Annotated in this window: 15 protein-coding genes; 6 read left to right on the top strand and 9 right to left on the bottom strand. The window is 70.9% G+C overall.

What is annotated here, in order from left to right:
- Position 1 precedes the first annotated feature (1 nt).
- The 3 genes from ACGFW6_RS18745 to ACGFW6_RS18735 form a co-directional block, all read right to left on the bottom strand.
- A complete protein-coding gene (locus ACGFW6_RS18745; RefSeq protein WP_393510541.1) occupies positions 2–1,378 on the bottom strand; it encodes an extracellular solute-binding protein in 1,377 nt (458 codons plus the stop codon).
- Positions 1,379–1,494: 116 nt separating this feature from the next.
- Positions 1,495–2,184 (bottom strand): response regulator, encoded by a 690-nt coding sequence (locus ACGFW6_RS18740; RefSeq protein ID WP_393510538.1) that lies wholly within the window; start codon positions 2,182–2,184, stop codon positions 1,495–1,497.
- A complete protein-coding gene (locus tag ACGFW6_RS18735) occupies positions 2,181–4,040 on the bottom strand; it encodes an ATP-binding protein (protein ID WP_393510536.1) in 1,860 nt (619 codons plus the stop codon). The genes ACGFW6_RS18740 and ACGFW6_RS18735 overlap by 4 nt, the downstream gene beginning before the upstream one ends.
- A 198-nt stretch (positions 4,041–4,238) precedes the next feature.
- Here ACGFW6_RS18735 and ACGFW6_RS18730 point away from each other — a divergent pair, with 198 nt between their 5' ends.
- A complete protein-coding gene (locus tag ACGFW6_RS18730) occupies positions 4,239–5,624 on the top strand; it encodes a cation:dicarboxylate symporter family transporter (protein WP_393510533.1) in 1,386 nt (461 codons plus the stop codon).
- 226 nt (positions 5,625–5,850) lie between these two features.
- Positions 5,851–7,359, top strand: coding sequence for an AAA family ATPase (locus tag ACGFW6_RS18725; protein ID WP_393510530.1), 1,509 nt, complete (start codon positions 5,851–5,853; stop codon positions 7,357–7,359).
- Here the strand turns inward: ACGFW6_RS18725 and ACGFW6_RS18720 are convergent.
- Positions 7,280–8,266: an aldo/keto reductase gene (locus ACGFW6_RS18720; protein ID WP_393510527.1), complete on the bottom strand. Its 987-nt coding sequence runs from the start codon at positions 8,264–8,266 to the stop codon at positions 7,280–7,282. The genes ACGFW6_RS18725 and ACGFW6_RS18720 overlap by 80 nt on opposite strands.
- Position 8,267: 1 nt before the next feature.
- Positions 8,268–9,182, bottom strand: a complete 915-nt coding sequence (locus ACGFW6_RS18715; RefSeq protein WP_393510524.1) for an NAD-dependent epimerase/dehydratase family protein — start codon at positions 9,180–9,182, stop codon at positions 8,268–8,270.
- A 45-nt stretch (positions 9,183–9,227) separates the two neighbouring features.
- Between ACGFW6_RS18715 and ACGFW6_RS18710 the strand changes: the two genes are divergently transcribed.
- The 4 genes from ACGFW6_RS18710 (at position 9,228) to ACGFW6_RS18695 (ending at position 12,885) form a co-directional block, all read left to right on the top strand.
- Positions 9,228–9,746: an Lrp/AsnC family transcriptional regulator gene (locus ACGFW6_RS18710; protein ID WP_393510521.1), complete on the top strand. Its 519-nt coding sequence runs from the start codon at positions 9,228–9,230 to the stop codon at positions 9,744–9,746.
- A 29-nt stretch (positions 9,747–9,775) separates the two neighbouring features.
- Entirely contained in the window at positions 9,776–10,162 is a 387-nt protein-coding gene (locus ACGFW6_RS18705; RefSeq protein WP_393510518.1) for a MerR family transcriptional regulator, read from the top strand.
- On the top strand, positions 10,159–10,491 hold the full coding sequence (locus ACGFW6_RS18700) for a thioredoxin family protein (RefSeq protein ID WP_393510515.1): 333 nt from the start codon (positions 10,159–10,161) through the stop codon (positions 10,489–10,491). Before ACGFW6_RS18705 ends, ACGFW6_RS18700 begins: the two co-directional genes overlap by 4 nt.
- Before the next feature lie 168 nt (positions 10,492–10,659).
- Positions 10,660–12,885: a HelD family protein gene (locus ACGFW6_RS18695; RefSeq protein ID WP_393510512.1), complete on the top strand. Its 2,226-nt coding sequence runs from the start codon at positions 10,660–10,662 to the stop codon at positions 12,883–12,885.
- A gap of 104 nt (positions 12,886–12,989) precedes the next feature.
- On the opposite strand, the gene glgB is transcribed toward ACGFW6_RS18695, so the two are convergent.
- From glgB to ACGFW6_RS18675, 4 genes are all read right to left on the bottom strand, one after another.
- A complete protein-coding gene (gene glgB, locus ACGFW6_RS18690) occupies positions 12,990–15,611 on the bottom strand; it encodes a 1,4-alpha-glucan branching enzyme (RefSeq protein ID WP_393510509.1) in 2,622 nt (873 codons plus the stop codon).
- Complete coding sequence (locus ACGFW6_RS18685) at positions 15,608–17,056, bottom strand: maltokinase (RefSeq protein ID WP_393510506.1); 1,449 nt, start codon at positions 17,054–17,056, stop codon at positions 15,608–15,610. The genes glgB and ACGFW6_RS18685 overlap by 4 nt, the downstream gene beginning before the upstream one ends.
- Positions 17,057–17,140: 84 nt before the next feature.
- Positions 17,141–18,841: a maltose alpha-D-glucosyltransferase gene (gene treS / locus ACGFW6_RS18680; RefSeq protein WP_393510503.1), complete on the bottom strand. Its 1,701-nt coding sequence runs from the start codon at positions 18,839–18,841 to the stop codon at positions 17,141–17,143.
- The gene (locus ACGFW6_RS18675) at positions 18,838–20,988 is read right to left on the bottom strand and encodes an alpha-1,4-glucan--maltose-1-phosphate maltosyltransferase (protein WP_393510500.1); all 2,151 of its coding nucleotides are present in this window, start codon (positions 20,986–20,988) and stop codon (positions 18,838–18,840) included. Before ACGFW6_RS18675 ends, treS begins: the two co-directional genes overlap by 4 nt.
- Positions 20,989–21,163: the final 175 nt, after the last annotated feature.

The following is a 21,163-nucleotide window of genomic DNA, read 5'->3' as shown; positions in this document are numbered from 1 at the left end:
CTCACTTCTGGATCACCTGGTCATCCGTCGCCGATTTCAGCTCCTCGTCGTACCCCTTGGCCGCCTCGTCCACCGACATGTCGCCCGTCGTCACGCCCTCCATCGCCTCCTGGACCGCGGTGGAGACCTTCGGATACGCCGGGAACGCCGGGCGGTAGTGGGTGCTGGCGACCAGGTCCGTGAAGAACTTGATGCCGGGCTGGGCGTCGGTGTACGCCGGGTCGTCCGCGACGTCCTTGCGCACGGCGATGCCGGAGTTGGCGATGTACCACTTCTGGGCGTTCGCCTTGGTCTGCATCGTCTTGATGAATTCGAAGGCGAGGTCGGGATTGCCCGCCTTGGCCGGGATGGACCAGGTCCAGCCGCCGGACATGCTCACCTTGCCGGGCGCCTGGCCGTTCTGGGTGGGCATGGCCGCGAGCCCCAGCTCCTCGGACCACTCGGGCCACTCGTGACCGCTGCCGGGCAGCCAGTCCTGCGGGAGCCAGGAGCCGTCCAGGGCGATGGCGAGCTTGCCCTTCGGCAGCCACTCGCCGCGCACACGGGTGCCGACGTTGGGGTCGAGGGCGTCGGAGACCTCCGGGCCGAGCTTCTCCTTGTAGACGGTCTCGACGAACGACAGGGAGTCCTTGAAGCCCTCGCCGCCGGCCACCCACTTCTTGGTGGACTTGTCGTACAGCGGGTCCGTCGTGCCGTCGTTGGTGCCGTACAGCAGCATCTCGAAGGTCTGCATGGTGGCGGCCTCGCCGACGGGCTTGCCCGTGTACACGTTGAGCGGGATGACGCCCGGGACCTTCTCCTTGACGGTGCGGGCGGCGTCCAGGACGTCGTTCCAGGTCTTCGGCTGCCAGTCGGCGGGCAGACCGGCCTTCTTGAAGACGTCCTTGCTGAACCACAGCCCCCGGGTGTCGGTGCCGTCCGGGACGCCGTACGTCTTGCCGTCCTCGCCCTTGGCCGCGGCCTGCGCCGTGTCGATGAACTGGTTCCAGTCCCGCCACTTGGCGAGGTAGGGGTCGAGAGGCTTCAAGTACCCGCTGGTGATGTCCGAGTTGATGAGGAAGGTGTCCTCGTAGACCAGGTCGGGCGCGGTCTTCGGGGAGCGGAGCATCTGCTGGAGCTTGGTGTAGTACTCCGAGTCCGGGGCCTTGATGGGGACGAACTCGACCTTCTTGCCGGGGTTCGCCTTCTCGAACTGCTTCTTGATGTCCGCGAGATAGGTGTCCATCACCTTGATGGAGTTGTCCGTGGACTGTTTGAAGGAGACCTTGACGGTGTCCGGGTCACTGCCGGAGCCGCCGCCGCACGCGGTGAGCGTGCCGGCGGCGGCGAGAGTCAGGGCGAGGAGTGTGGGGAGGGAGGCGGTGGGGCGCACGGGCATGACCTCCTGCAAGCGCACTTCGTCGTGGCGCGGGGATGGCTGCCCGGTGAACGTAGGTTGAGTGGTCTAGTCAGGTCAATGCCTGTGCGGAGGTTGGGTGTTGCGGCTCCGGCACGTCACCGGCCCGGCACCCACCGGTACACCAGCTCCGGTCGTCCCACCTGCCCGTAGACCGGCTTGCGCTCGGCCCTTCCGGCCTCCACCAGATGTTCCAGATACCGCCGTGCCGTGATCCGGGAGATCCCGACCTCCTCGGCCACTCCCGCCGCCGTGAGCCCCTCGCCGGCGTCCCGCACCGCGCCGGTCACCCGCTCCAGCGTCGGCGCGCTCAGACCCTTGGGCAGCGCCGCCGGTCCCGGTGCGCGCAACGCCCCCAGCGCCCGGTCCACCTCGTCCTGCCCGCTCGCCTCCCCGACGGCCGCGTGGAACTCGGCGTAGCGCACGAGGCGGTCCCGCAGAGTTGCGAACGTGAACGGTTTCAGCACGTACTGCACGACCCCCAGCGACACCCCCTCGCGCACCACGGCGAGATCCCGTGCCGACGTCACCGCGATCACGTCCGCGTGATGTCCCGCCGCCCTGAGCGAGCGCGCCAGTTGCAGCCCGTGCACATCGGGCAGGTGCAGGTCGAGCAGCAGCAGGTCCACCGGCGTACGCTCCAGTGCGCGCCGCGCCTCCGCGCCCGTGTGCGCCTTTCCGACCGCGACGAAACCGGGCACCCGCCCGACGTACATCATGTGCGCGTCCGCCGCCACCGGGTCGTCCTCCACGACCAGGACGCGAATCGCCTGCTCGGCCGCCGTCATACGTCACCTCTCGCAACCGCCGAGCCCCGGGAGGCGGGCCTCTCCACCGGCGCGGCACCCGCGCCGGACGCGCCCGCCGGGAGGGCCGTCCCCTGCGCCGGGGCCGTCCCTTCCGGCGGGCCGGCGCCTCCCGCCGAGCCGCTCTCTTCCGCCGCGCCGCTCTCTCCTGCCGAGCCGCTCTCTCCTGCCGCGCCGCTCTCTCCTGCCGAGCCGCTCTCTCCTGCCGCGCCGCCCTCGTCCGTCGAGCCCGCTCCGTCCACCAACGGCATCCGCACCTCGAACACCGCCCCGCCTCCGTCGGCCTCCGCCACCGACAGCACGCCCCGGTGCCGGCTCACGGCCTGCCGGACCAGTGCCAGGCCCAGCCCCCGTCCGCCCGGCCCGGCCGGCTTCGTGGAGAACCCGCGCTGGAACACCGTCTCACCGAGCGCGGGATCCACCCCGGCGCCGGTGTCCGACACCCGGAGCACCAGTTCGCCGCCCTCGGCGTACGCCGTCACCGTCACCCGTGCCCCCACGCTTCCCTGCGCCGCGTCCACCGCGTTGTCGATCAGGTTGCCCAGTATCGTCACCAGGTCCCGGGCGGGCAGGGTGTCCGGCAGCAGACCGTCGTCGAGGCGGCTGTCCTCCGACACCACCAGCTCCACGCCCCGCTCGTTGGCCTGCGCCGTCTTGCCCAGCAGCAGCGCGGCCAGCACCGGCTCGCTGACCGCCGCGACGACCTGGTCCGTCAGCGCCTGCGCCAGCTCCAGCTCGGCCGTCGCGAACTCCACCGCCTCCTCGGCGCGGCCCAGCTCGATCAGCGAGACCACCGTGTGCAGCCGGTTCGCCGCCTCGTGCGCCTGCGACCGCAGGGCCTGGGTGAAGCCCCGCTCGGAGTCCAACTCGCCCATCAGGGACTGCAGTTCGGTGACGTCCCGCAACGTCACCACCGTGCCGCGCCGCTCACCGCCCGACACCGGCGAGGTGTTCACCACCAGCACCCGCTCCGCCGTCAGATACACCTCGTCCACCCGGGGCCCCGATGCCAGCAGCGCCCCGGTCAGCGGCGCCGGCAGCCCGAGCTCCGCGACCGACCGCCCCACCACATCGCCCGCCACCCCGAGCAGCTCCCGCCCGCCGTCGTTGATCAACGCCACCCGGAACTGCCCGTCCAGCATCAGCAGCCCCTCACGCACCGCGTGCAACGCGGCCTGGTGATAGTCGTGCATCCGGCTCAGCTCGGCCGCGTTCATGCCATGGGTGTGCCGGCGCAGCCGCGCGTTGATGACGTACGTACCGATCGCGCCCAGCGTGAGCGCGCCCGCCGCCACCCCGATCAGCGCCGTCAGCTGGTCCTGGACCCGCTTGCTGATCGCCTCGACCCGGATGCCCGCGCTGACCATCCCCACGATGTGCTCCGGGTCCCGTCCCCCGTCGTAGATCGGCACGACCGCCCGCACGGACGGCCCCAGCGTGCCGGTGTACGTCTCGGTGAAGGGCTCCCCGCGCAGCGCCCGCTCGGTGTGACCGCGGAAGTGCTGGCCTATCTGCGCCACGTCCGGGTGCGTCCAGCGGATGCCCTCGGTGTTCATGATCGTGACGAAGTCGACCTCGGCGTCGTGCTGGACCCGCAGGGCGTACGGCTGCAGCTCGGCCGTCGGATCGGCGGTACGGATCGCCTCCCGCACGGACGGGGCGTCCGCGATCGACTGGGCCACGGCCTTGGCCTGGCGCCCCGCGGCGTCCTCGGCCTGGCCGGTGTCGCTGAGGTAGGTGAACACCGCGTACCCGGCGACGAGCACCGCTATGAGCACCGCCTGCATCGCGAAGAGCTGGCCGGCCAGGCTGCGGGGGCTCGGGACGGGGATGCGCATGTCGTCAGTCTGCCTCCCTGGCCGATGGTGAACTAAATGAACGGAAGGGTGACCGCCCTCACACGGCGGGAGATAGTCACCGCATCGCTGAGTACGACCCCCGTCCCCCCGGGGGCTCGCCAGCCGATCAGCGACCCCCCACCCCGGACGTGAGCCGCACGCCGGTGACAACCGACGAAGACGTCAAGGAGGGCAGCCGTGGCCGCCGCCAGTTCCCCCGATACGGCACCAGCCGCACCCGTCGCCAAACGGGACCGCACGCACTACCTCTACATCGCGGTGATCATCGCGGTCGCCCTCGGTATCGCCGTGGGCCTCGCCGCCCCCGACTTCGCGGTCGAGCTGAAGCCCATCGGTACCGGCTTCGTCGCGCTCATCAAGATGATGATCTCGCCGATCATCTTCTGCACGATCGTCCTGGGCATCGGCTCGGTGCGCAAGGCGGCCAAGGTCGGCGCCGTCGGCGGTATCGCGCTGGTCTACTTCCTCGCGATGTCGCTGGTCGCGCTCGCCATCGGCCTCGTCGTGGGCAACATCCTGGAGCCGGGTACCGGCCTCGCCGTCACGGACGCCGTGAAGGACGCCGGTCACGCGCAGGTCGACGCCGAGGCCAAGGACACCACCGAGTTCCTGCTCGGCATCATCCCGACCACGATCGTCTCCGCCTTCACCTCGGAGTCGGTCCTGCAGACCCTGCTCGTCGCGCTGCTCGCCGGCTTCGCGCTCCAGGCCATGGGCTCGGCCGGGGAGCCGATCCTGCGGGGGGTGCAGCACATCCAGCGCCTCGTCTTCCGCATCCTCGCCATGGTGATGTGGGCCGCGCCGATCGGTGCCTTCGGCGCCATCGCCGCCGTGACCGGTTCCGCCGGTCTGGACGCGCTCAAGAGCCTCGCGGTGCTGATGCTCGGCTTCTACGTCACCTGCTTCCTCTTCGTCTTCATCGTGCTCGGCACGCTGCTGCGGATCGTCGCGGGCCTGAACATCCTCACGTTCTTCAAGTACCTGGGCCGTGAGTTCCTGCTGATCCTGTCGACCTCCTCCTCCGAGTCGGCGCTGCCGCGCCTCATCGCGAAGATGGAGCACCTCGGCGTCAGCAAGCCGGTCGTCGGCATCACCGTCCCGACCGGCTACTCCTTCAACCTCGACGGCACCATGATCTACATGACCATGGCGTCCCTGTTCATCGCCGACGCGATGGGTACGCCGATGTCGGTCGGCGAGCAGATCCCGCTGCTGCTCTTCCTGCTGGTCGCCTCCAAGGGCGCCGCGGGTGTCACCGGCGCCGGCCTCGCGACCCTGGCCGGTGGCCTCCAGTCGCACAAGCCGGCCCTGGTGGACGGCATCGGCCTCATCGTCGGCATCGACCGCTTCATGAGCGAGGCCCGCGCCCTGACGAACTTCGCGGGCAACGCCGTCGCCACGGTGCTGATCGGCACCTGGACGAAGGAGATCGACCGCGGCCGGGTCGACCAGGTGCTCGCCGGTGAGATCCCGTTCGACGAGAAGACCCTCCTGGACGACCACGACGCCGAGCCGGCCGAGGTGCCGGAGCAGGGCGGCGAGAAGGAGCTCGCCAAGGCGTAGGCGCTCCGCTGGGAGAGCCGGGAAACTGCGCGGGGGAGCTGAGGTCCGTCGGCTGCGGGTGGTCCGTGGCTGGTCGCGCAGTTCCCCGCGTCCCTGAGGGGCCATCGGCCCCTACACCACTCCGGACGTCCGGCCCCGCCTGAACCGGGGCCGGGCGTCCGGCCGTTGCGCCGGGCCGCAAATGCTTTGACCCGCCGCCCCTTCGGCCGCACGCTGGGAAGCCTCGATGCGGACCGTCCACCAGGACCGGGAGGCGGGTATGACGGAAGAGGCGGCACCCGGATCACAGGTGCAGGTGCGGGCACCTCAGTCACTGGACCACGTCAGCGAGCTGTTCGAGGAGTTCCTCTCGGCGGTCGCCCGCACCTCGCGCGGCGAGCGGGAGGACGGCCGCAACCTCAGCACCCGGCTGGTGGCCCACCTCGGCTCCGCGCCCACCGACCGCCCCGTGGTCAAGGCGGCGTACCCGCCGTACGAACTGCCCAACGTCCACCTCGCCCTGGAGCGCTGGTTCGCCGGACCCGACCGCTCCTACGAGCTGATCGGCCTGCGCGGGGCCCAGCACCGCGGTGACCTCACCCTCGGCGACATCCTCGACGCGTCCGACCGCTTCGACCGGTTCGTCATCGGCGCCGTCGACTACGCCCATCTGCCCATCGCGCCGGACACCGAACTGGCCTGCGTCTCCTGCGGGTTCTACCTCGGCCGTGAGGGCGACGAACGGTTCGCGGTGCTGCTGCGCGGCCCGCAGGACGAGTACGGGCGCAACAAGGTCGAGGTCGAGGTCCTCGCGCGGGACAAGGAGTTCGGGGACCGGCTGCTCGCCGAGTTCGACACCCTCGTACGCGAGGAGAACGTCTTCCGCGGCCAGGTCCTCTCCTTCGAGGGCTCGGAGTTCGGGCACGGACTCGGACCGTTCCGCTTCCACCGCCGCCCCGACCTCACCCGCTCCGACATCGTGCTGCCCACCGGTCTGCTGGAACGCCTGGAACGCCAGGTCATGGGCGTCGCGCGGCGCCGCGAGCAGCTTCTCGCGGCGGGCCAGCACCTGCGCCGCGGACTGCTCCTGTACGGCCCGCCCGGCACCGGCAAGACCCACACGATCCGCTATCTGCTCTCCCACCTCCCGCAGTTCACCGTGGTGATCCTCGCCGGCACGAGCATCTCGGCCATCGGTCCCGCGTGCGCGCTGGCCCGCATGCTCCAGCCGGCGCTCGTCGTCCTGGAGGACTGCGACCTGATCGCCGAGGCCCGCGACTACCGCGGCGGCGATCAGCCCCTGCTCTTCCAGGTCCTGAACGAGATGGACGGTCTCGGGGACGACGCCGACGTCGCCTTCCTCCTCACCACCAACCGCGCCGACCTGCTGGAGCCGGCCCTGGCCCAGCGCCCCGGCCGGATCGACCTCGCCATGGAGATCCCCCTGCCCGACGGGGAGGGCCGCGCCCGGCTGTTCGACCTCTACGGCGCCGGACTCGGCCTCGGCAAGGACGTCAAGGACGAGGTGGTGGCGCGCACGGAGGGCACGACGGCCTCCTTCACCAAGGAACTGGTACGGCGCTCCGTGCTGATCGCGGCCGAGCGCGAGTCCCCTCGCACCGAGCCGGACGACGTCCGTGCCGCCCTCGACGAACTCCTCTCCGACCAGGACCACCTCACCCGCCGACTGCTCGGCGTGCGGGGCGAGGACGGGGAGGCGGGGGACCCGGGGCCGGCTCCACCGCCGTACGACTGACCGCCCGCGCGCCTCCACCGACCGGCACGGCCGCGCTGCTCAGCCGCTCCAGTTCCCGCGCGCTCAGCACCAGGTCGGCCGCGCCCGCCGAGTCCCGGACGGTCCGCGGACGGCTCGCGCCCGGGATCGGGATCACCGCCGGAGACCGTGCGAGCAGCCAGGCCAGGGCCACCCGCTGCGGGCTGACGGCGTGGGTCCGCGCCACGTCGTGGAAGGCGCCGAGGCGCGTGTCCTCCTGCCGCGACGGCCCGTCCAGCGAGCTGCGTGAGATGCCGCCGAGCGGGCTCCACGGCAGGAAGGCGAGCCCGAGTTCCGCGCACAGGCGGAGCTCGGCCTCGCTGTCCCGTACGGCGGGCGAGTACCGGTTCTGCACCGACACCAGCCGGTCGCCGAGGATCCGGTGGGCCGCGCGGATCTGGTCCACGTCCGTGTTGGAGACACCGGCCAGGCGGATCTTGCCCTCGTCGAGCAGGTCGCGCAGCGCGCCGACCGACTCCTCGAACGGAACGGCCGGATCGGGCTTGTGGAGCTGGTAGAGCCCGATCGCCTCGCCGCCGAGCCGCCGCAGCGACGCCTCGGCGGCGGACTTCAGGTGGCGTGGGTCGCCGTGCACGGTCCAGCCGCCGTCGGAGGGCCGGCCGCGGCCGCCCTTGGTGGCCACCAGCACGTCCGCCGTGTCGCCGCCGTACGCGGCCAGCGCGCGGGCCACGAGGAGTTCGTTGTGCCCCGGCTCCGCGCCCGGCAGATGGTACGAGTCCGCCGTGTCCAGCAGCGTCACCCCCGCGTCGAGGGCGGCGTGCACGGTGGCCAGGGCACGCCGTTCGTCGGGGCGGCCCTCGATGGACAGCGGCATCGCGCCGAGGCCGATCGCGCTCACGCGCAGGGAGCCGAGCGTGCGGTGGCGCATGTCAGCCGCCGTCCTTTCCGAGGGTCTCGGCGACGGCCTTCGGCAGCCACTGCCGGGCGTGGGTGAAGCGGAAACCGAGCCGGGTGGCGCGGGAGTTGTCCATGCCGTAGGCGCGGGTGAAGGAGAAGGGGGACACCTGGCCGACCTCCACGGGCCGCAAGACGGTGCGGCCGTCCGGGAAGTGCGCGGCGATCTCGGCGCACAGTTCCTCGGTGGTGAGCAGGCCGTGCGAGGCGGCGTTGACCGGCCCGGTGAAGTCCTCGCCCACCGCCCAGAACAGGAAGTCGGCGATCTCCTCGACATGGATGTACGTCGCCGGATGGTTCACCACCGGTACGGCGATCGGCGTCCCGGCGCGGATCCGGCTCGCGTAGTGCTCGGTGCGGCCCGTGAAGTCGTCCTCCCCGCCCAGCACATGGGCGACCCGCACCGCCGTGAAAGGGAACTCCGGGCCGGCGGCGAACACGGCCTCCGCCTGCCGCTTGCCCTCGCCGTAGTGGGTGTCGAGGAACTCGGGGTCCGCCCAGGGCAGTTCGAGGTCGACGGGTACGGCTTCCGGGTCCACGTCGGTCTCGCGCACGGGGGCGATCGAGTCCTCGTACTCGTACACCTCCACCGTCGACGTCAGCACGTAGCGGCGGGTGCGGCCGGCGAACACCCGGCGGGCGATCGCCGCCTGGCGCGGGGTGTAGCAGACCTGGTCGACCACGGCGTCGAAGGTCCGCGAACCGAGCGCCGCCGTCAGGGACTTCTCGTCGTCCCGGTCGGCGACGAGGTGGACCGCTCCGGGCGGCGGCGGCGACGAACCGCGATTGAGAACCGTCACCCGGTCCCCGGCGGCCAGCAGCCGGGCGATCAACCGCTTGCCGAAATAGCGGCTGCCGCCGATGACGAGTACCTCTCGTGCCTTTCGCATGACCATAATTCTCCTGGCCCCGCACCGCGTCCTGAAGGGGAAGACATGGGAGATCCGGCCACCGCGCCAAAAGAACCACGGCATCCGCGACCGTCCGCCGTCGAAACATCGGTGGCCTTCGACGCGCTGGACCGGCAGATCCTGGAACTGCTCCAGACCGACGGCCGGATCAAGCTCAGCGAGCTGGGCCGGCGGGTGCGGCTCAGCCCCGCGGCCGTCACCGAGCGGGTGCGGCGCCTGGAGACGGCGGGCGCGATCACGGGATACGGCGCGCAGGTCGCCCCGGCCCGGCTGGGCTACGGCATCCAGGCGTTCATCCGGGTCAACCCGCACGGCGGGTACACCCTGCGCCACCCGCGCACCCTGGAGCTGATGGACCGCCCGGAGATCGTCGAGGTCCACCACGTCGTCGGGGAGGACTGCTGGATCCTCAAGGTCGCCGTCGAGGACACCGTCCATCTGGAGGAGATCCTCGAACTGACCTCGGCGCTGGGCCGGACCACCACGTCGATCGTGCTGTCCTCCCCGCTGCCGCGAAAGCCGCTCCTGCCGCGGTTGCCCTGACGTCGGCGTCAAGGATTACGTTCGTAGGCATGCGAATCGGCGAGCTGGCCGCGCGGGCCGGGACCACGACGCGCACCTTGCGCTACTACGAGTCGCGTGGGCTGCTGCCCGCGCGACGCGGCGGCAACGGCTATCGGACCTACGACGAGGCCGACCTGAAGCTGCTGCGGCAGATCAGGACGTTGCAGGACTTCGGGTTCGACCTGGAGGAGACCCGGCCCTTCGTGGAGTGTCTGCGGGCCGGGCACCCGGAGGGCGACTCGTGTCCCGCCTCGCTGGAGGTCTACCGGCGCAAGCTGGGCGAGCTCGACGAGCTGATCGGCGAGTTGCAGGCCGTGCGGGCCGAGATCGGCCTGCGGCTGTCGATGGCCGAGGGGGAACCACCGTTGTGCGAACTGGGAGGGCAGGAGCTGTGATCAGGGCGGCGGGTGTGGCCGAGGTGACGGACGCGGACTTCGAGACGGAGGTGATCGGGGCGGAACTGCCGGTGCTGGTGGAGTTCACCGCGGACTGGTGCCCGCCCTGCCGGCAGATGGGGCCGGTGCTCACGGCCCTGGCCGCGGAGGAGGAGCAGCGCCTGAAGGTGGTGCAGCTGGACGTGGACACCAACCCGGACACCACGAACGCGTACAGGGTGCTGTCGATGCCGACCTTCATGGTCTTCCGGGGCGGTGAACCGGTGAAGTCGATGGTGGGGGCGCGGCCCAAGCGGCGACTGCTGGAGGAGCTCGCCGAGGTGCTGTGATTCTCCCCGGAACACAAGAAATCCCCCGAGCAATTGCGCTCGGGGGATTTCTTTGCGTATATTCAATGGTTCGCGACTTCGCGTGAATTCGGTCGCGGTGAAGTTCAGTGAGCACAGTATATCCGGGCGGGAGCAGAATTGTCAAACACCGAATTTCAAGACGGTGAAATGCGACGCGAGCAGGAATTCATCGACGACCTGTACGCGCGCGTGGACGCGCTGCGCGGTGACACCGAGACCCTGGTCACGGACGCGCTCGCCCAGGGCAACACGCCCATGCAGGCCCGGCTGGAGCGGGACATCCTGGTCGCCGAGCGCTCGGGACTGCTCGCCGCGCTGAACGCCGTGGACGGCTCGCTCTGCTTCGGCCGGATCGACCTCTCCTCCGGCGTCACCCACCACATCGGCCGCATCGGCCTGCGCACCGACGACGCGGAGCGCACCCCGATCCTCGTCGACTGGCGGGCCGACGTCGCCCGGCCCTTCTACCTGGCCACCGGTCACACCCCGATGGGGCTCCGGCGCCGGCGGCACATCACCACCAGCGGCCGTACGGTCACCGCCCTGCACGACGAGATCCTCGACCTCGGCGACCGGGAGCGCACCGGCCACGAGGACCCGACCGGCGACGCGGTCCTGCTCGCCGCGCTGAACACCGCGCGCACCGGCCGGATGAACGACATCGTCCAGACCATCCAGGCCGAGCAGGACGAGATCATCCGCGCGCCGCACCGCGGGGTGCTGGTCGTGGAGGGCGGCCCGGGAACCGGCAAGACGGCCGTCGCCCTGCACCGCGCCGCCTACCTCCTCTACGAACACCGGGAACTGCTCGCCAAGCGCGCGGTCCTGATCGTCGGCCCCAACCCCGCCTTCCTCGGTTACATCGGCGAGGTGCTGCCCGCGCTGGGCGAGACGGGCGTGCTGCTGGCCACCGTCGGTGAACTCTTCCCCGGCGTGCGGGCGACCGCGACCGACACCCGCGAGGCGGCCGCGGTGAAGGGCCGCGCCGACATGGCGGACGTGCTCGCCGAGGCCGTACGGGACTGGCAGGCGCTGCCCGACCCGGTGATCGCCATCGAGCACGACCGCGAGATCCTGATGCTCGACGACGGCCTCGTCAAGGTGGCCCGCGAGCGCACCCGGGCCGCCCGGCTGCCGCACAACGTGGCCCGTGAGCACTTCGAGGGCCACATCCTCAACACGCTCACCGAGCTCTACGCCGAGCGGGTCGGAACGGACCCCTTCGACGGTACGAATCTGCTGGACCCGAGCGACATCACGCAGATCCGTGACGAGATCGCCGAGAACCCCGAGGTCTGGGCGGCCATCGACCAGTTGTGGCCCCGGCTGACCCCGCAGCGCCTGGTCGCGGACTTCCTCGCCGACCCCGTGGGCCACCTTCCCGACGAGGACGTCGCCGCGATCCGCCGGCCCGTGACCCGGGCGTGGACGGTGGCCGACGTACCCCTGCTCGACGAGGCGGCCGAACTGCTCGGCGAGGACGAGCGGGTGAAGCGGGCGCTGGCCGAGCGGGAGCGGGAGACGCAGGTCGCCTACGCACAGGGCGTGCTGGACGTCTCGTACGCCTCGCGCACCTACGAGTTCGAGGACAAGCACGAGGACGACTCCGAGGTCCTGTCCGCGCACGACATCATCGACGCCGAACGGTTCGCCGAGCGCCACGAGGAGGACGACCACCGCAGCGCCGCCGAGCGCGCGGCGGCCGACCGGACCTGGGCGTTCGGGCACATCATCGTCGACGAGGCGCAGGAACTGTCGCCGATGGCCTGGCGGCTGCTGATGCGGCGCAGCCCGACCCGCTCGATGACCCTGGTCGGCGACCCGGCCCAGACGGCGGAGGCGGCGGGCGTCGGCTCGTGGCGGAAGATCCTCCAGCCGTACGTCGAGGACCGCTGGGAGCACACCCGCCTCGGCGTCAACTACCGCACGCCCGCCGAGATCATGGACCTCGCGGCGGCGGTCGTCAGGGCGGAGAACCCGGACTTCGAACCGCCGAGTTCCGTACGGTCCACCGGTGTGCGTCCCTGGGTGCGCGCCACCGACGACCTGCCCGGCGCGGTGGCGAAGGCCGTCGAGGAGCTCACCCCGGCCGAGGGCCGGCTCGCGGTCATCGCCCCGCGCCATCTGCACCGCAAGCTGGCGGCGCAGCTGGACGGCATCACCGCGGGCGCCGAGCCCGACCTGACGCGCGGCGTCGTACTCCTCGACCCCCGGCAGTCCAAGGGCCTGGAGTTCGACTCGGTGCTGGTGGTGGAGCCGGGGCTGTACGGCACGAGCGACCTGTACGTGGCGCTCACCCGGGCGACACAGCGGCTGGGGGTGCTGCACACGGGGCGGCTGCCGCAGGCGCTGGCCGAGGGCGTTTCGGGGTGACGCCAGGGATGCGCCCGCGCCGTGGCGGGGCGGGCTGACTGCGCGACCAACCCCCGCCGGGGGCTGGTCGCGCAGTTCCCCGCGCCCCTGGAGGGCGCTGCCGTCTAGGCCGGCCGCAGCCAGACCGTGGCCAGTGGTGGCAGCGTCAGGCGGATGCTCGCCGGGCGGCCGTGCCAGCTCTGCGGCTCCGGCTTGACGGGGTCGGGGTTGGTGACGTCGCTGCCGCCGTACCTTGCCGCGTCGGTGTTCAGCGTCTCGTGCCAGGCCGGGACGTCGTCCGGGACGCCCAGGCGGTACTCGTCGCGGACGACCGGCGACATGTTCGACACCGCCAGCAGCGGGACGCCCTCCGCGTCGTAGCGCAGGAACGCGAAGACGTTGTCGTCGGCGGCGTCCCCCACCACCCACTGGAAACCCGACGGATCGGTGTCGCGCTGCCACAGCGCCGGCGTGTGCCGGTAGACCGTGTTCAGGTCGCGGAGCAGGTCCCGCACCCCGCGGTGGTCGGGCTCCGCCCCGTACGCCGGGTCCAGCAGCCACCAGTCCGGCCCGTGCGCCTCCGACCACTCGGCACCCTGTGCGAACTCCTGCCCCATGAACAGCAGTTGCTTGCCCGGGTGCGCCCACATGAAGCCCAGGTAGGCACGGTGGTTGGCCCGCTGCTGCCACCAGTCGCCCGGCATCTTCGACACCAGCGACCGCTTGCCGTGCACCACCTCGTCGTGGGAGATCGGCAGCACGTAGTTCTCGCTGTACGCGTACACCATCGAGAACGTCATCTCGTTGTGGTGGTACCTGCGGTGCACCGGCTCCTTCGCCATGTACTCCAGCGAGTCGTGCATCCAGCCCATGTTCCACTTCAGGCCGAACCCCAGGCCACCGAAACCGCCGGGACCCGACACATGCGTCGGACGGGTCACGCCGTCCCAGGCCGTCGACTCCTCCGCGATCGTCACGACCCCCGGCACGCGCCGGTACACCGTCGCGTTCATCTCCTGCAGGAACGCCACCGCGTCCAGGTTCTCCCGCCCGCCGTGCTCGTTCGGCACCCACTGGCCCGGCTCGCGCGAGTAGTCCAGGTAGAGCATGGACGCCACCGCGTCCACCCGGAGCCCGTCGATGTGGAACTCCTCGCACCAGTAAAGGGCGTTGGCGACCAGGAAGTTGCGCACCTCGCGCCGCCCGAAGTCGAACTCCAGGGTGCCCCAGTCCGGGTGGGCGGAGCGCAACGGATCCTCGTGCTCGTACAGCGGGCGCCCGTCGAACTCTGCCAGCGCCCAGTCGTCGCGCGGGAAGTGCGCCGGCACCCAGTCCATCAGCACGCCGATCCCGGCCTGGTGCAGACGGTCGACCAGGTACTTGAAGTCGTCGGGCGTGCCCAGGCGGGCCGTGGGCGCGTAGAAGCCGGTGACCTGATAGCCCCAGGAACCGCCGAACGGGTGCTCGGCGACCGGCATCAGCTCGACATGGGTGAACCCCAGATCCTTGACGTACGCGGGCAGCTGCTCGGCGAGTTGCCGGTACGTCAGCCCCGGCCGCCAGGACGCCAGGTGGACCTCGTACACCGAGAACGGCGCCTCGTGCGCCGGCACCGAACCGCGCCGCTCCAGCCACGCCGCGTCGCCCCACTCGTGCTGTGAGGCGTGCACGATGGAGGACGTGTGGGGCGGGGCCTCGGTCCGGCGGGCCATCGGGTCCGCGCGCAGCGTCTTCGAGCCGTCGGGCCGGGTGATCTCGAACTTGTACAGCTCGCCCTCGCCGATGCCGGGCACGAACAGCTCCCAGACCCCGGTGCCGCCGAGGGAGCGCAGCGGATAGCCCGTGCCGTCCCAGAAGTTGAACGTGCCGGCCAGGGACACGCCACGCGCGTTCGGCGCCCACACCGTGAAGCGGGTGCCGGTCACGCCCTGATGCGTCATGGGCTCGGCGCCGAGCGCCCGCCACAGCTCCTCGTGCCGGCCCTCGCCGATCAGATGCAGATCGAGCTCGCCCAGCGCGGGCAGGAAACGGTAGGCGTCCTCGGTCTCCTGCACCGACCCCTCGTACGTCACGAGCAGCCGGTAGGCCGCCGGGACCTCCAGCAGCGGCAGCAGCCCAGAGAAGAACCCCTCCCCGTCGTCATGCAGTTCGGCCCGCAGGTTCCCCGCGACGACGGTCACCGACAGGGCGAACGGCTTGAACGCGCGGAAGGCGACACCGCCGGGCACCGGGTGCGCGCCGAGCACGGAGTGCGGGGCGTGGTGGGTGCCGGTGAGCAGACGGTCCCGGTCGACGGCGTCGAGCGCGGGGGAGACGGCGATCTCCACCGGCTCGGCCGGCTTCGGGACCGCCTTCTGTGCGGGAATCCTCTTCTGCGCCGCCTTCTGCGCGGGGATCTTCTTGGCGGCCTTCTTCGGGGCGGTGCTCTTGGCCGACGGCGTGCTCTTCGCGGCCGTGCTCTTCGCCGCCGTGGTCTTCGCGGTGGCCTTCTTCGTCACCGCCTTCTTCGCGGCGGCCTTCTTGGCGGCCGGCTTCTTCGCCTCGGCCTTCTTGCCGGCCGTCTTCTTCGCGGCCGCCTTCTTCTGCCCGGCGGCCTTCGTCGCCTTCTTCGCCGTCCCCTTCTTCACGGCCTCCGCTGCCTCGGCGGCCTTGGTCGTCGCCCTCTTGGCGACGTTGGTCTTCTCGGCCGGCTGCGCGGCCGTGCTCTCGGCTTCCGAACCGCTGGAGGGAGTGGTGCGGGGGGTCACGGGCGGGGCCTCCTAGGCGAGGGTGGAGATGAAGGGCTGGACAGAGGGGACGGGGTGGTGGAGTCCGCGGCGAGGCGGCCTATGGCGGACAGCGGTACCGGGAGCCAGTCGGGGCGATGGCGGGCCTCGTAGACGACCTCGTAGATCGCCTTGTCGGTCTCGTACGCCCGCAGCAGCACCGGATCAGTCCGCGGGTCGGTGCCGCTGACCTGCGCGTACCCGGAGCAGTAGGCGGCCCGGCAGGCCTCGGCCCAGCCCGGTACCGGCAGGTCGGCCGAGTGGGCCGCGTAGTCGAACGAGCGCAGCATGCCCGCGACGTCCCGGACCGGGGGCTGCGGTATGCGCCGCTCGGCCAGCGGCTTCGACGGCTCGCCCTCGAAGTCGATGAGCCACCACCGGCCGCCGGGCGAACGCAGGCACTGCCCGAGGTGCAGATCGCCGTGGATGCGCTGGGCGGTCCAGGTGCAGCCCTCGGCGGCGAGGTCGGCCAGCGCCTCGAAGGCGGAGCGCAGCGCCGGCGCGTACGGCCGCAGGGCCGGCACCGCCTGCGCGGCCGCGTCGAGCCGCTCGACCATGCCGTCGACCAGCTGCTGCACCTGCGTGTGCCCCAGCGTCACCGTCGGCAGGGTGCGGGCGAGCGCGGTGTGCACCTCGGCGGTCGCCTGGCCCAGCGCCCGCGCCTCGGCGGCGAAGTCCTCGCTCTTGGCCAGCTCACGCAACGCCAGCTCCCACCCGTCCGCCGCGCCCTGCACGAAGGGCTGGAGCACGCCCAGTACGTACGACTCGCCGGCCAGCTCCGAGCAGAACCACGCCGTCGGCGCGGGCACCCGGTCGCAGCCCTCGCGGGCCAGCGCGAGCGGAAGTTCCAGGTCGGGATTGACGCCGGGCACGACCCGGCGCAACAGCTTCAGGATGAACGTATCGCCGTAGACGACCGACGAGTTCGACTGCTCCGAGGTGACCAGGCGCGGCACCAGAGCCGACCGGATCTCCTGGCCGTCGTCCCGTTCGAAGCGCAGCGCGCCGATCCGGGCCCCGGTGCGCAGGGCCTCCAGGAGCAGTTCGGCGGGGCGGGCGTCGCACAGGGCGTCGTAGACCGTCCGTCCGGCGAGCGGGCCCTCGGTCACGTGCCCGATCAGCGCGGGCGCGAGCCGCGGCGGCAGTGCCTCGCGGTCCCCTATGAGGAGCTGGTAGCAGTCGGCGGGCTGCTCGGGTGCGCCCGGCACCGGCACGAGCGGCTGATGAGCGCGCACCAGCAGGTGGTACAGGCCCAGCTTGGCGCCGGGCGGCAGCAGTTCGGTGGCGGCGACCAGCGAGAACCCGGTGACCGGACGCCCCTTGCCCGCGAACCACCGCTGTCGTGGCAGCCACTCCCGCAGCAGTGGATCAAGTGACGCAAGGAGGCCGGGCGAAGTGGTGACGGTACGTGTGACGGCTTCCGACATGGCGTCGCGTCCTTTCCCCGGGGGGTCGGGGTGTTACTTCTGCGTGCCCCGGGCGGGGCGGCGGAAACCGCCCCGCCCGGGCTCTCAGGCGGCGTCCTTGCGCAGCCGGAACCAGTAGAAGCCGTGGCCCCCGAGCGTCAGCAAGTACGGGAGCTCACCGATGGCCGGGAATCGCACCCCGCCGAACAGCTCGACGGGATGTCGGCCGTTGAACGGTCGCAGATCCAGCTCCGTCGGCTGCGCGAACCGCGAGAAGTTGTGCACGCACAGCACCAGGTCGTCCTCGTACTCGCGCAGGAAGGCGAGGACCGCCGGGTTCGACGACTGCAGTTCGGTGTAGGTGCCGAGTCCGAACGCCGGGTTCTGCTTGCGGATCTCGATCATGCGGCGGGTCCAGTGCAGCAGCGAGGACGGCGAGGCCATGGACGCCTCGACGTTCGTCACCTGGTAGCCGTGGACCGGGTCCATGATGGTCGGCAGATACAGCCGCCCCGGATCGCAGGAGGAGAAGCCCGCGTTGCGGTCCGGGGTCCACTGCATGGGCGTGCGCACGGCGTCGCGGTCGCCGAGCCAGATGTTGTCGCCCATGCCGATCTCGTCGCCGTAGTACAGGATCGGCGAGCCGGGCAGCGACAGCAGCAGCGCGGTGAACAGCTCGATCTGGTTGCGGTCGTTGTCCAGCAGGGGCGCCAGCCTGCGCCGGATGCCGATGTTGGCGCGCATGCGGGGGTCCTTGGCGTATTCCGCCCACATGTAGTCGCGTTCCTCGTCGGTGACCATTTCGAGGGTCAGCTCGTCGTGGTTGCGCAGGAAGATGCCCCACTGGCAGCGGGAGGGAATGGCCGGCGTCTTGGCGAGGATTTCCGAGACGGGGTAGCGGGACTCCCGCCGCACGGCCATGAAGATGCGGGGCATGACGGGGAAGTGGAAGGCCATGTGGCATTCGTCGCCGCCACTGCTGTAGTCGCCGAAGTAGTCGACGACGTCCTCCGGCCACTGGTTGGCCTCCGCCAGCAGCACCGTGTCCGGGTAGTGCGCGTCGATCTCCTTGCGCACCCGTTTGAGCAGCTCGTGCGTCGCCGGAAGGTTTTCGCAGTTCGTGCCTTCCTCGGCGTAGAGGTAGGGCACGGCGTCGAGGCGGAAGCCGTCGATCCCGAGGTCCAGCCAGAACTTCAGGGCCGAGAGGATCTCCTCCACCACGGCCGGGTTCTCGTAGTTCAGGTCCGGCTGGTGGGAGAAGAAGCGGTGGAAGAAGTACTGCTTGCGGACCGGGTCGAAGGTCCAGTTGGAGGCCTCGGTGTCGACGAAGATGATCCGGGCGTCGGAATAGGCCTTGTCGTCGTCGGCCCAGACGTAGTAGTCGCCGTAGGGGCCGTCGGGGTCCTTTCTGGACTCCTGGAACCACGGGTGCTGGTCGCTGGTGTGGTTCATGACGAAGTCGATGATGACCCGCATGCCGCGCTGGTGGGCGGAGTCCACGAAATCCACGAAGTCGGCGAGGTCGCCGAATTCCGGCAGGACGGCGGTGTAGTCGGAGACGTCGTAGCCGCCGTCGCGGAGCGGTGATTTGAAGAAGGGCGGCAGCCACAGGCAGTCGACGCCGAGCCATTGCAGGTAGTCGAGTTTGGCGGTCAGGCCCTTGAGGTCGCCGACGCCGTCGCCGTTGCTGTCCTGGAAGGAGCGGACCAGGACCTCGTAGAAGACCGCGCGTTTGAACCAGTCGGGGTCACGATCCTTGGCAGGGGTGTCCTCGAAGGTGTCCTGAACGGGCTCGTTGACGATCATTTTGTGGGTGACCCTCCGATCTGCGGGGTGGACGGTCGCAGAACACGGCTGTGCCCATCCGGGGGATAACCCCCGGACCCCCGGCCGACGACGAGCACATGCGCGCCGCCAGGCAGAAGGCGCACATAGTTGGCCCTGCCCCAGTGATAGGTCTCGCCGGTGAGCTCGTCGCGCACCGGCACCGACTCGTGCCAGTCCAGGCCGAGTTGCGGCATGTCCAACGAGACCGTGGCCTCCTGGGTGTGGTGAGGGTCGAGGTTGGCGACCACCAGAACCGTGTTCGAGCCCTGCCGCTTGGAGTACGCGATCACCGCTTCCTGGTCCGCCTGGTGGAAGTGGAGGTCGCGCAGCTGCCGCAGGGCCGGATTCTCGCGCCGGATGGCGTTGAGGCGGGTGAGCAGGGGGGTGATGGTGCGGCCCTCGCGTTCGGCGGCGGCCCAGTCGCGCGGGCGCAGCTGGTACTTCTCCGAGTCGAGGTACTCCTCGCTGCCCTTGCGCAGCGGGGTGTTCTCGCACAGTTCGTAGCCGCTGTAGATGCCCCAGGTCGGTGACAGGGTCGCGGCGAGGACCGCGCGGACCTCGAAGGCGGGCCGGCCGCCGTCCTGCAGGTAGGCGTGCAGGATGTCGGGGGTGTTGGCGAAGAAGTTCGGCCGCATGTAGGCGGCCGCCTCCCCGGACAGCTCCGTCAGGTACTGCGTCAGCTCCTGCTTGCTGTTGCGCCAGGTGAAGTACGTGTACGACTGCTGGAACCCGATCTGCGCCAGCGTGTGCATCATCGCCGGCCGGGTGAACGCCTCCGCCAGGAAGATCACGTCCGGGTCGGTACGGCCCACGTCCGCGATCACCCGCTGCCAGAACACCACCGGCTTGGTGTGCGGATTGTCCACCCGGAAGATCCGCACCCCGTGGTCCATCCAGTGCCGCAGCACCCGCAGCGTCTCGGCGACCAGACCGTCCATGTCCGCGTCGAACGCGACCGGATAGATGTCCTGGTACTTCTTCGGCGGGTTCTCCGCATACGCGATCGTGCCGTCCGCACGGTGATGGAACCACTCCGGATGCTTGTCCACCCACGGATGATCCGGCGAACACTGCAGCGCGAAGTCCAGCGCCACCTCCAGACCCAGCTCCCCGGCACGCGCCACGAACCGGTCGAAGTCCTCGATCGTGCCCAGGTCCGGATGGACCGCGTCATGACCGCCCTCGGGCGAACCGATCGCCCACGGCACCCCGACATCGCCGGCCCCCGCCGACAGCGTGTTGTTGGGGCCCTTGCGGAACGTCGTGCCGATCGGATGGATCGGCGGCAGATAGACCACGTCGAACCCCATCGCCGCGATCTGCGGCAACCGGCCGGCGGCCGACTCGAACGTGCCGTGCGGGCGTTCCGCGGTGCCCTCGGAACGCGGGAAGAACTCGTACCAGGACCCGTACAGCGCCCGCTCCCGCTCCACCAGCAGCGGCAACGGATCCGACGACGTCACCAGATCCCGCAACGGATGACGCCCCAGCACCGCGTCGACCTCGGGCGTCAGGGAGGCCGCCAACCGCCAGGCCGCCGGGCGGCTTTCGTCCCGCAGGGCCTCGGCGGCCGCGAGGATCACCGGCCGCCCCTCGCCCTCGGGCACCCCGGCGGCGGCCCGCTCGTACAGCCGGGCGCCCTCCTCGAGCACCAGGTCCGTGTCCATCCCGGCGGGGATCTTGATCTCGGCGTGGTGCCGCCAGGTGCTGATGGGGTCGCCCCATGCCTCCACACGGTAGGTCCAGTTGCCCGGCTCGCCGGCGGTGACGTCGGCGCCCCAGCGGTCGGTGCCGGGGGCGAGTTCACGCATCGGGGTCCAGGGGCCGGGTCGGCCGTCCGGATCGGTCAGTACGACATTGGCGGCCACGGCGTCGTGTCCCTCGCGGAACACGGTCGCCGAGATCTCGAAGGTCTCGCCCACGACGGACTTCGCGGGCCTGCGTCCTTGCTGGACGACCGGGCGGACGTCGAGAACCGGTATGCGCCCGACACCGCCGGCCGGGTCGGTCGTGGAGGGTCGCTCCGGAGCCGGCGGTCCGGTCTCGGCGGCGGTGGCGCGGGGGACTGGTGGTGCTGCGGCGCGAGGCGTCGGGGGTGTGGACGACTGGTGGTGCATGGCGGGCATGACCGCTCCTGTCCGCGTCAACGTTGGTGGGCGGATGGCTGTGGGGAGGTGGGTCCTGCGTGGTGACTGTGTCGCTGTGCGGCCGGGGCCGCGTGGGGGTGTACGCCCGGGGGCGCACGGTGGGGTGTACCGGAGGAGCCTTCCCACCCTATTCGTGTGGGCAATCCGGCACTTT

Source organism: Streptomyces sp. Y7 (genome assembly GCF_043195415.1).
GTDB lineage: Bacteria > Actinomycetota > Actinomycetes > Streptomycetales > Streptomycetaceae > Streptomyces.
This window is presented reverse-complemented; position numbering and strand designations above follow the sequence as displayed.

Coding starts and splice junctions, on each gene's coding strand:
- ACGFW6_RS18720 (WP_393510527.1), bottom strand. CDS start 8,266: ATGCGCCACCGCACGCTCGGCTCCCTGCGCGTGAGCGCGATCGGCCTC.
- ACGFW6_RS18685 (WP_393510506.1), bottom strand. CDS start 17,056: ATGTCGGAAGCCGTCACACGTACCGTCACCACTTCGCCCGGCCTCCTT.
- ACGFW6_RS18675 (WP_393510500.1), bottom strand. CDS start 20,988: ATGCCCGCCATGCACCACCAGTCGTCCACACCCCCGACGCCTCGCGCC.
- ACGFW6_RS18725 (WP_393510530.1), top strand. CDS start 5,851: ATGCGGACCGTCCACCAGGACCGGGAGGCGGGTATGACGGAAGAGGCG.
- ACGFW6_RS18745 (WP_393510541.1), bottom strand. CDS start 1,378: ATGCCCGTGCGCCCCACCGCCTCCCTCCCCACACTCCTCGCCCTGACT.
- ACGFW6_RS18740 (WP_393510538.1), bottom strand. CDS start 2,184: ATGACGGCGGCCGAGCAGGCGATTCGCGTCCTGGTCGTGGAGGACGAC.
- ACGFW6_RS18695 (WP_393510512.1), top strand. CDS start 10,660: ATGCGACGCGAGCAGGAATTCATCGACGACCTGTACGCGCGCGTGGAC.
- ACGFW6_RS18705 (WP_393510518.1), top strand. CDS start 9,776: ATGCGAATCGGCGAGCTGGCCGCGCGGGCCGGGACCACGACGCGCACC.
- ACGFW6_RS18735 (WP_393510536.1), bottom strand. CDS start 4,040: ATGCGCATCCCCGTCCCGAGCCCCCGCAGCCTGGCCGGCCAGCTCTTC.
- treS (WP_393510503.1), bottom strand. CDS start 18,841: ATGATCGTCAACGAGCCCGTTCAGGACACCTTCGAGGACACCCCTGCC.
- ACGFW6_RS18715 (WP_393510524.1), bottom strand. CDS start 9,182: ATGCGAAAGGCACGAGAGGTACTCGTCATCGGCGGCAGCCGCTATTTC.
- ACGFW6_RS18710 (WP_393510521.1), top strand. CDS start 9,228: ATGGGAGATCCGGCCACCGCGCCAAAAGAACCACGGCATCCGCGACCG.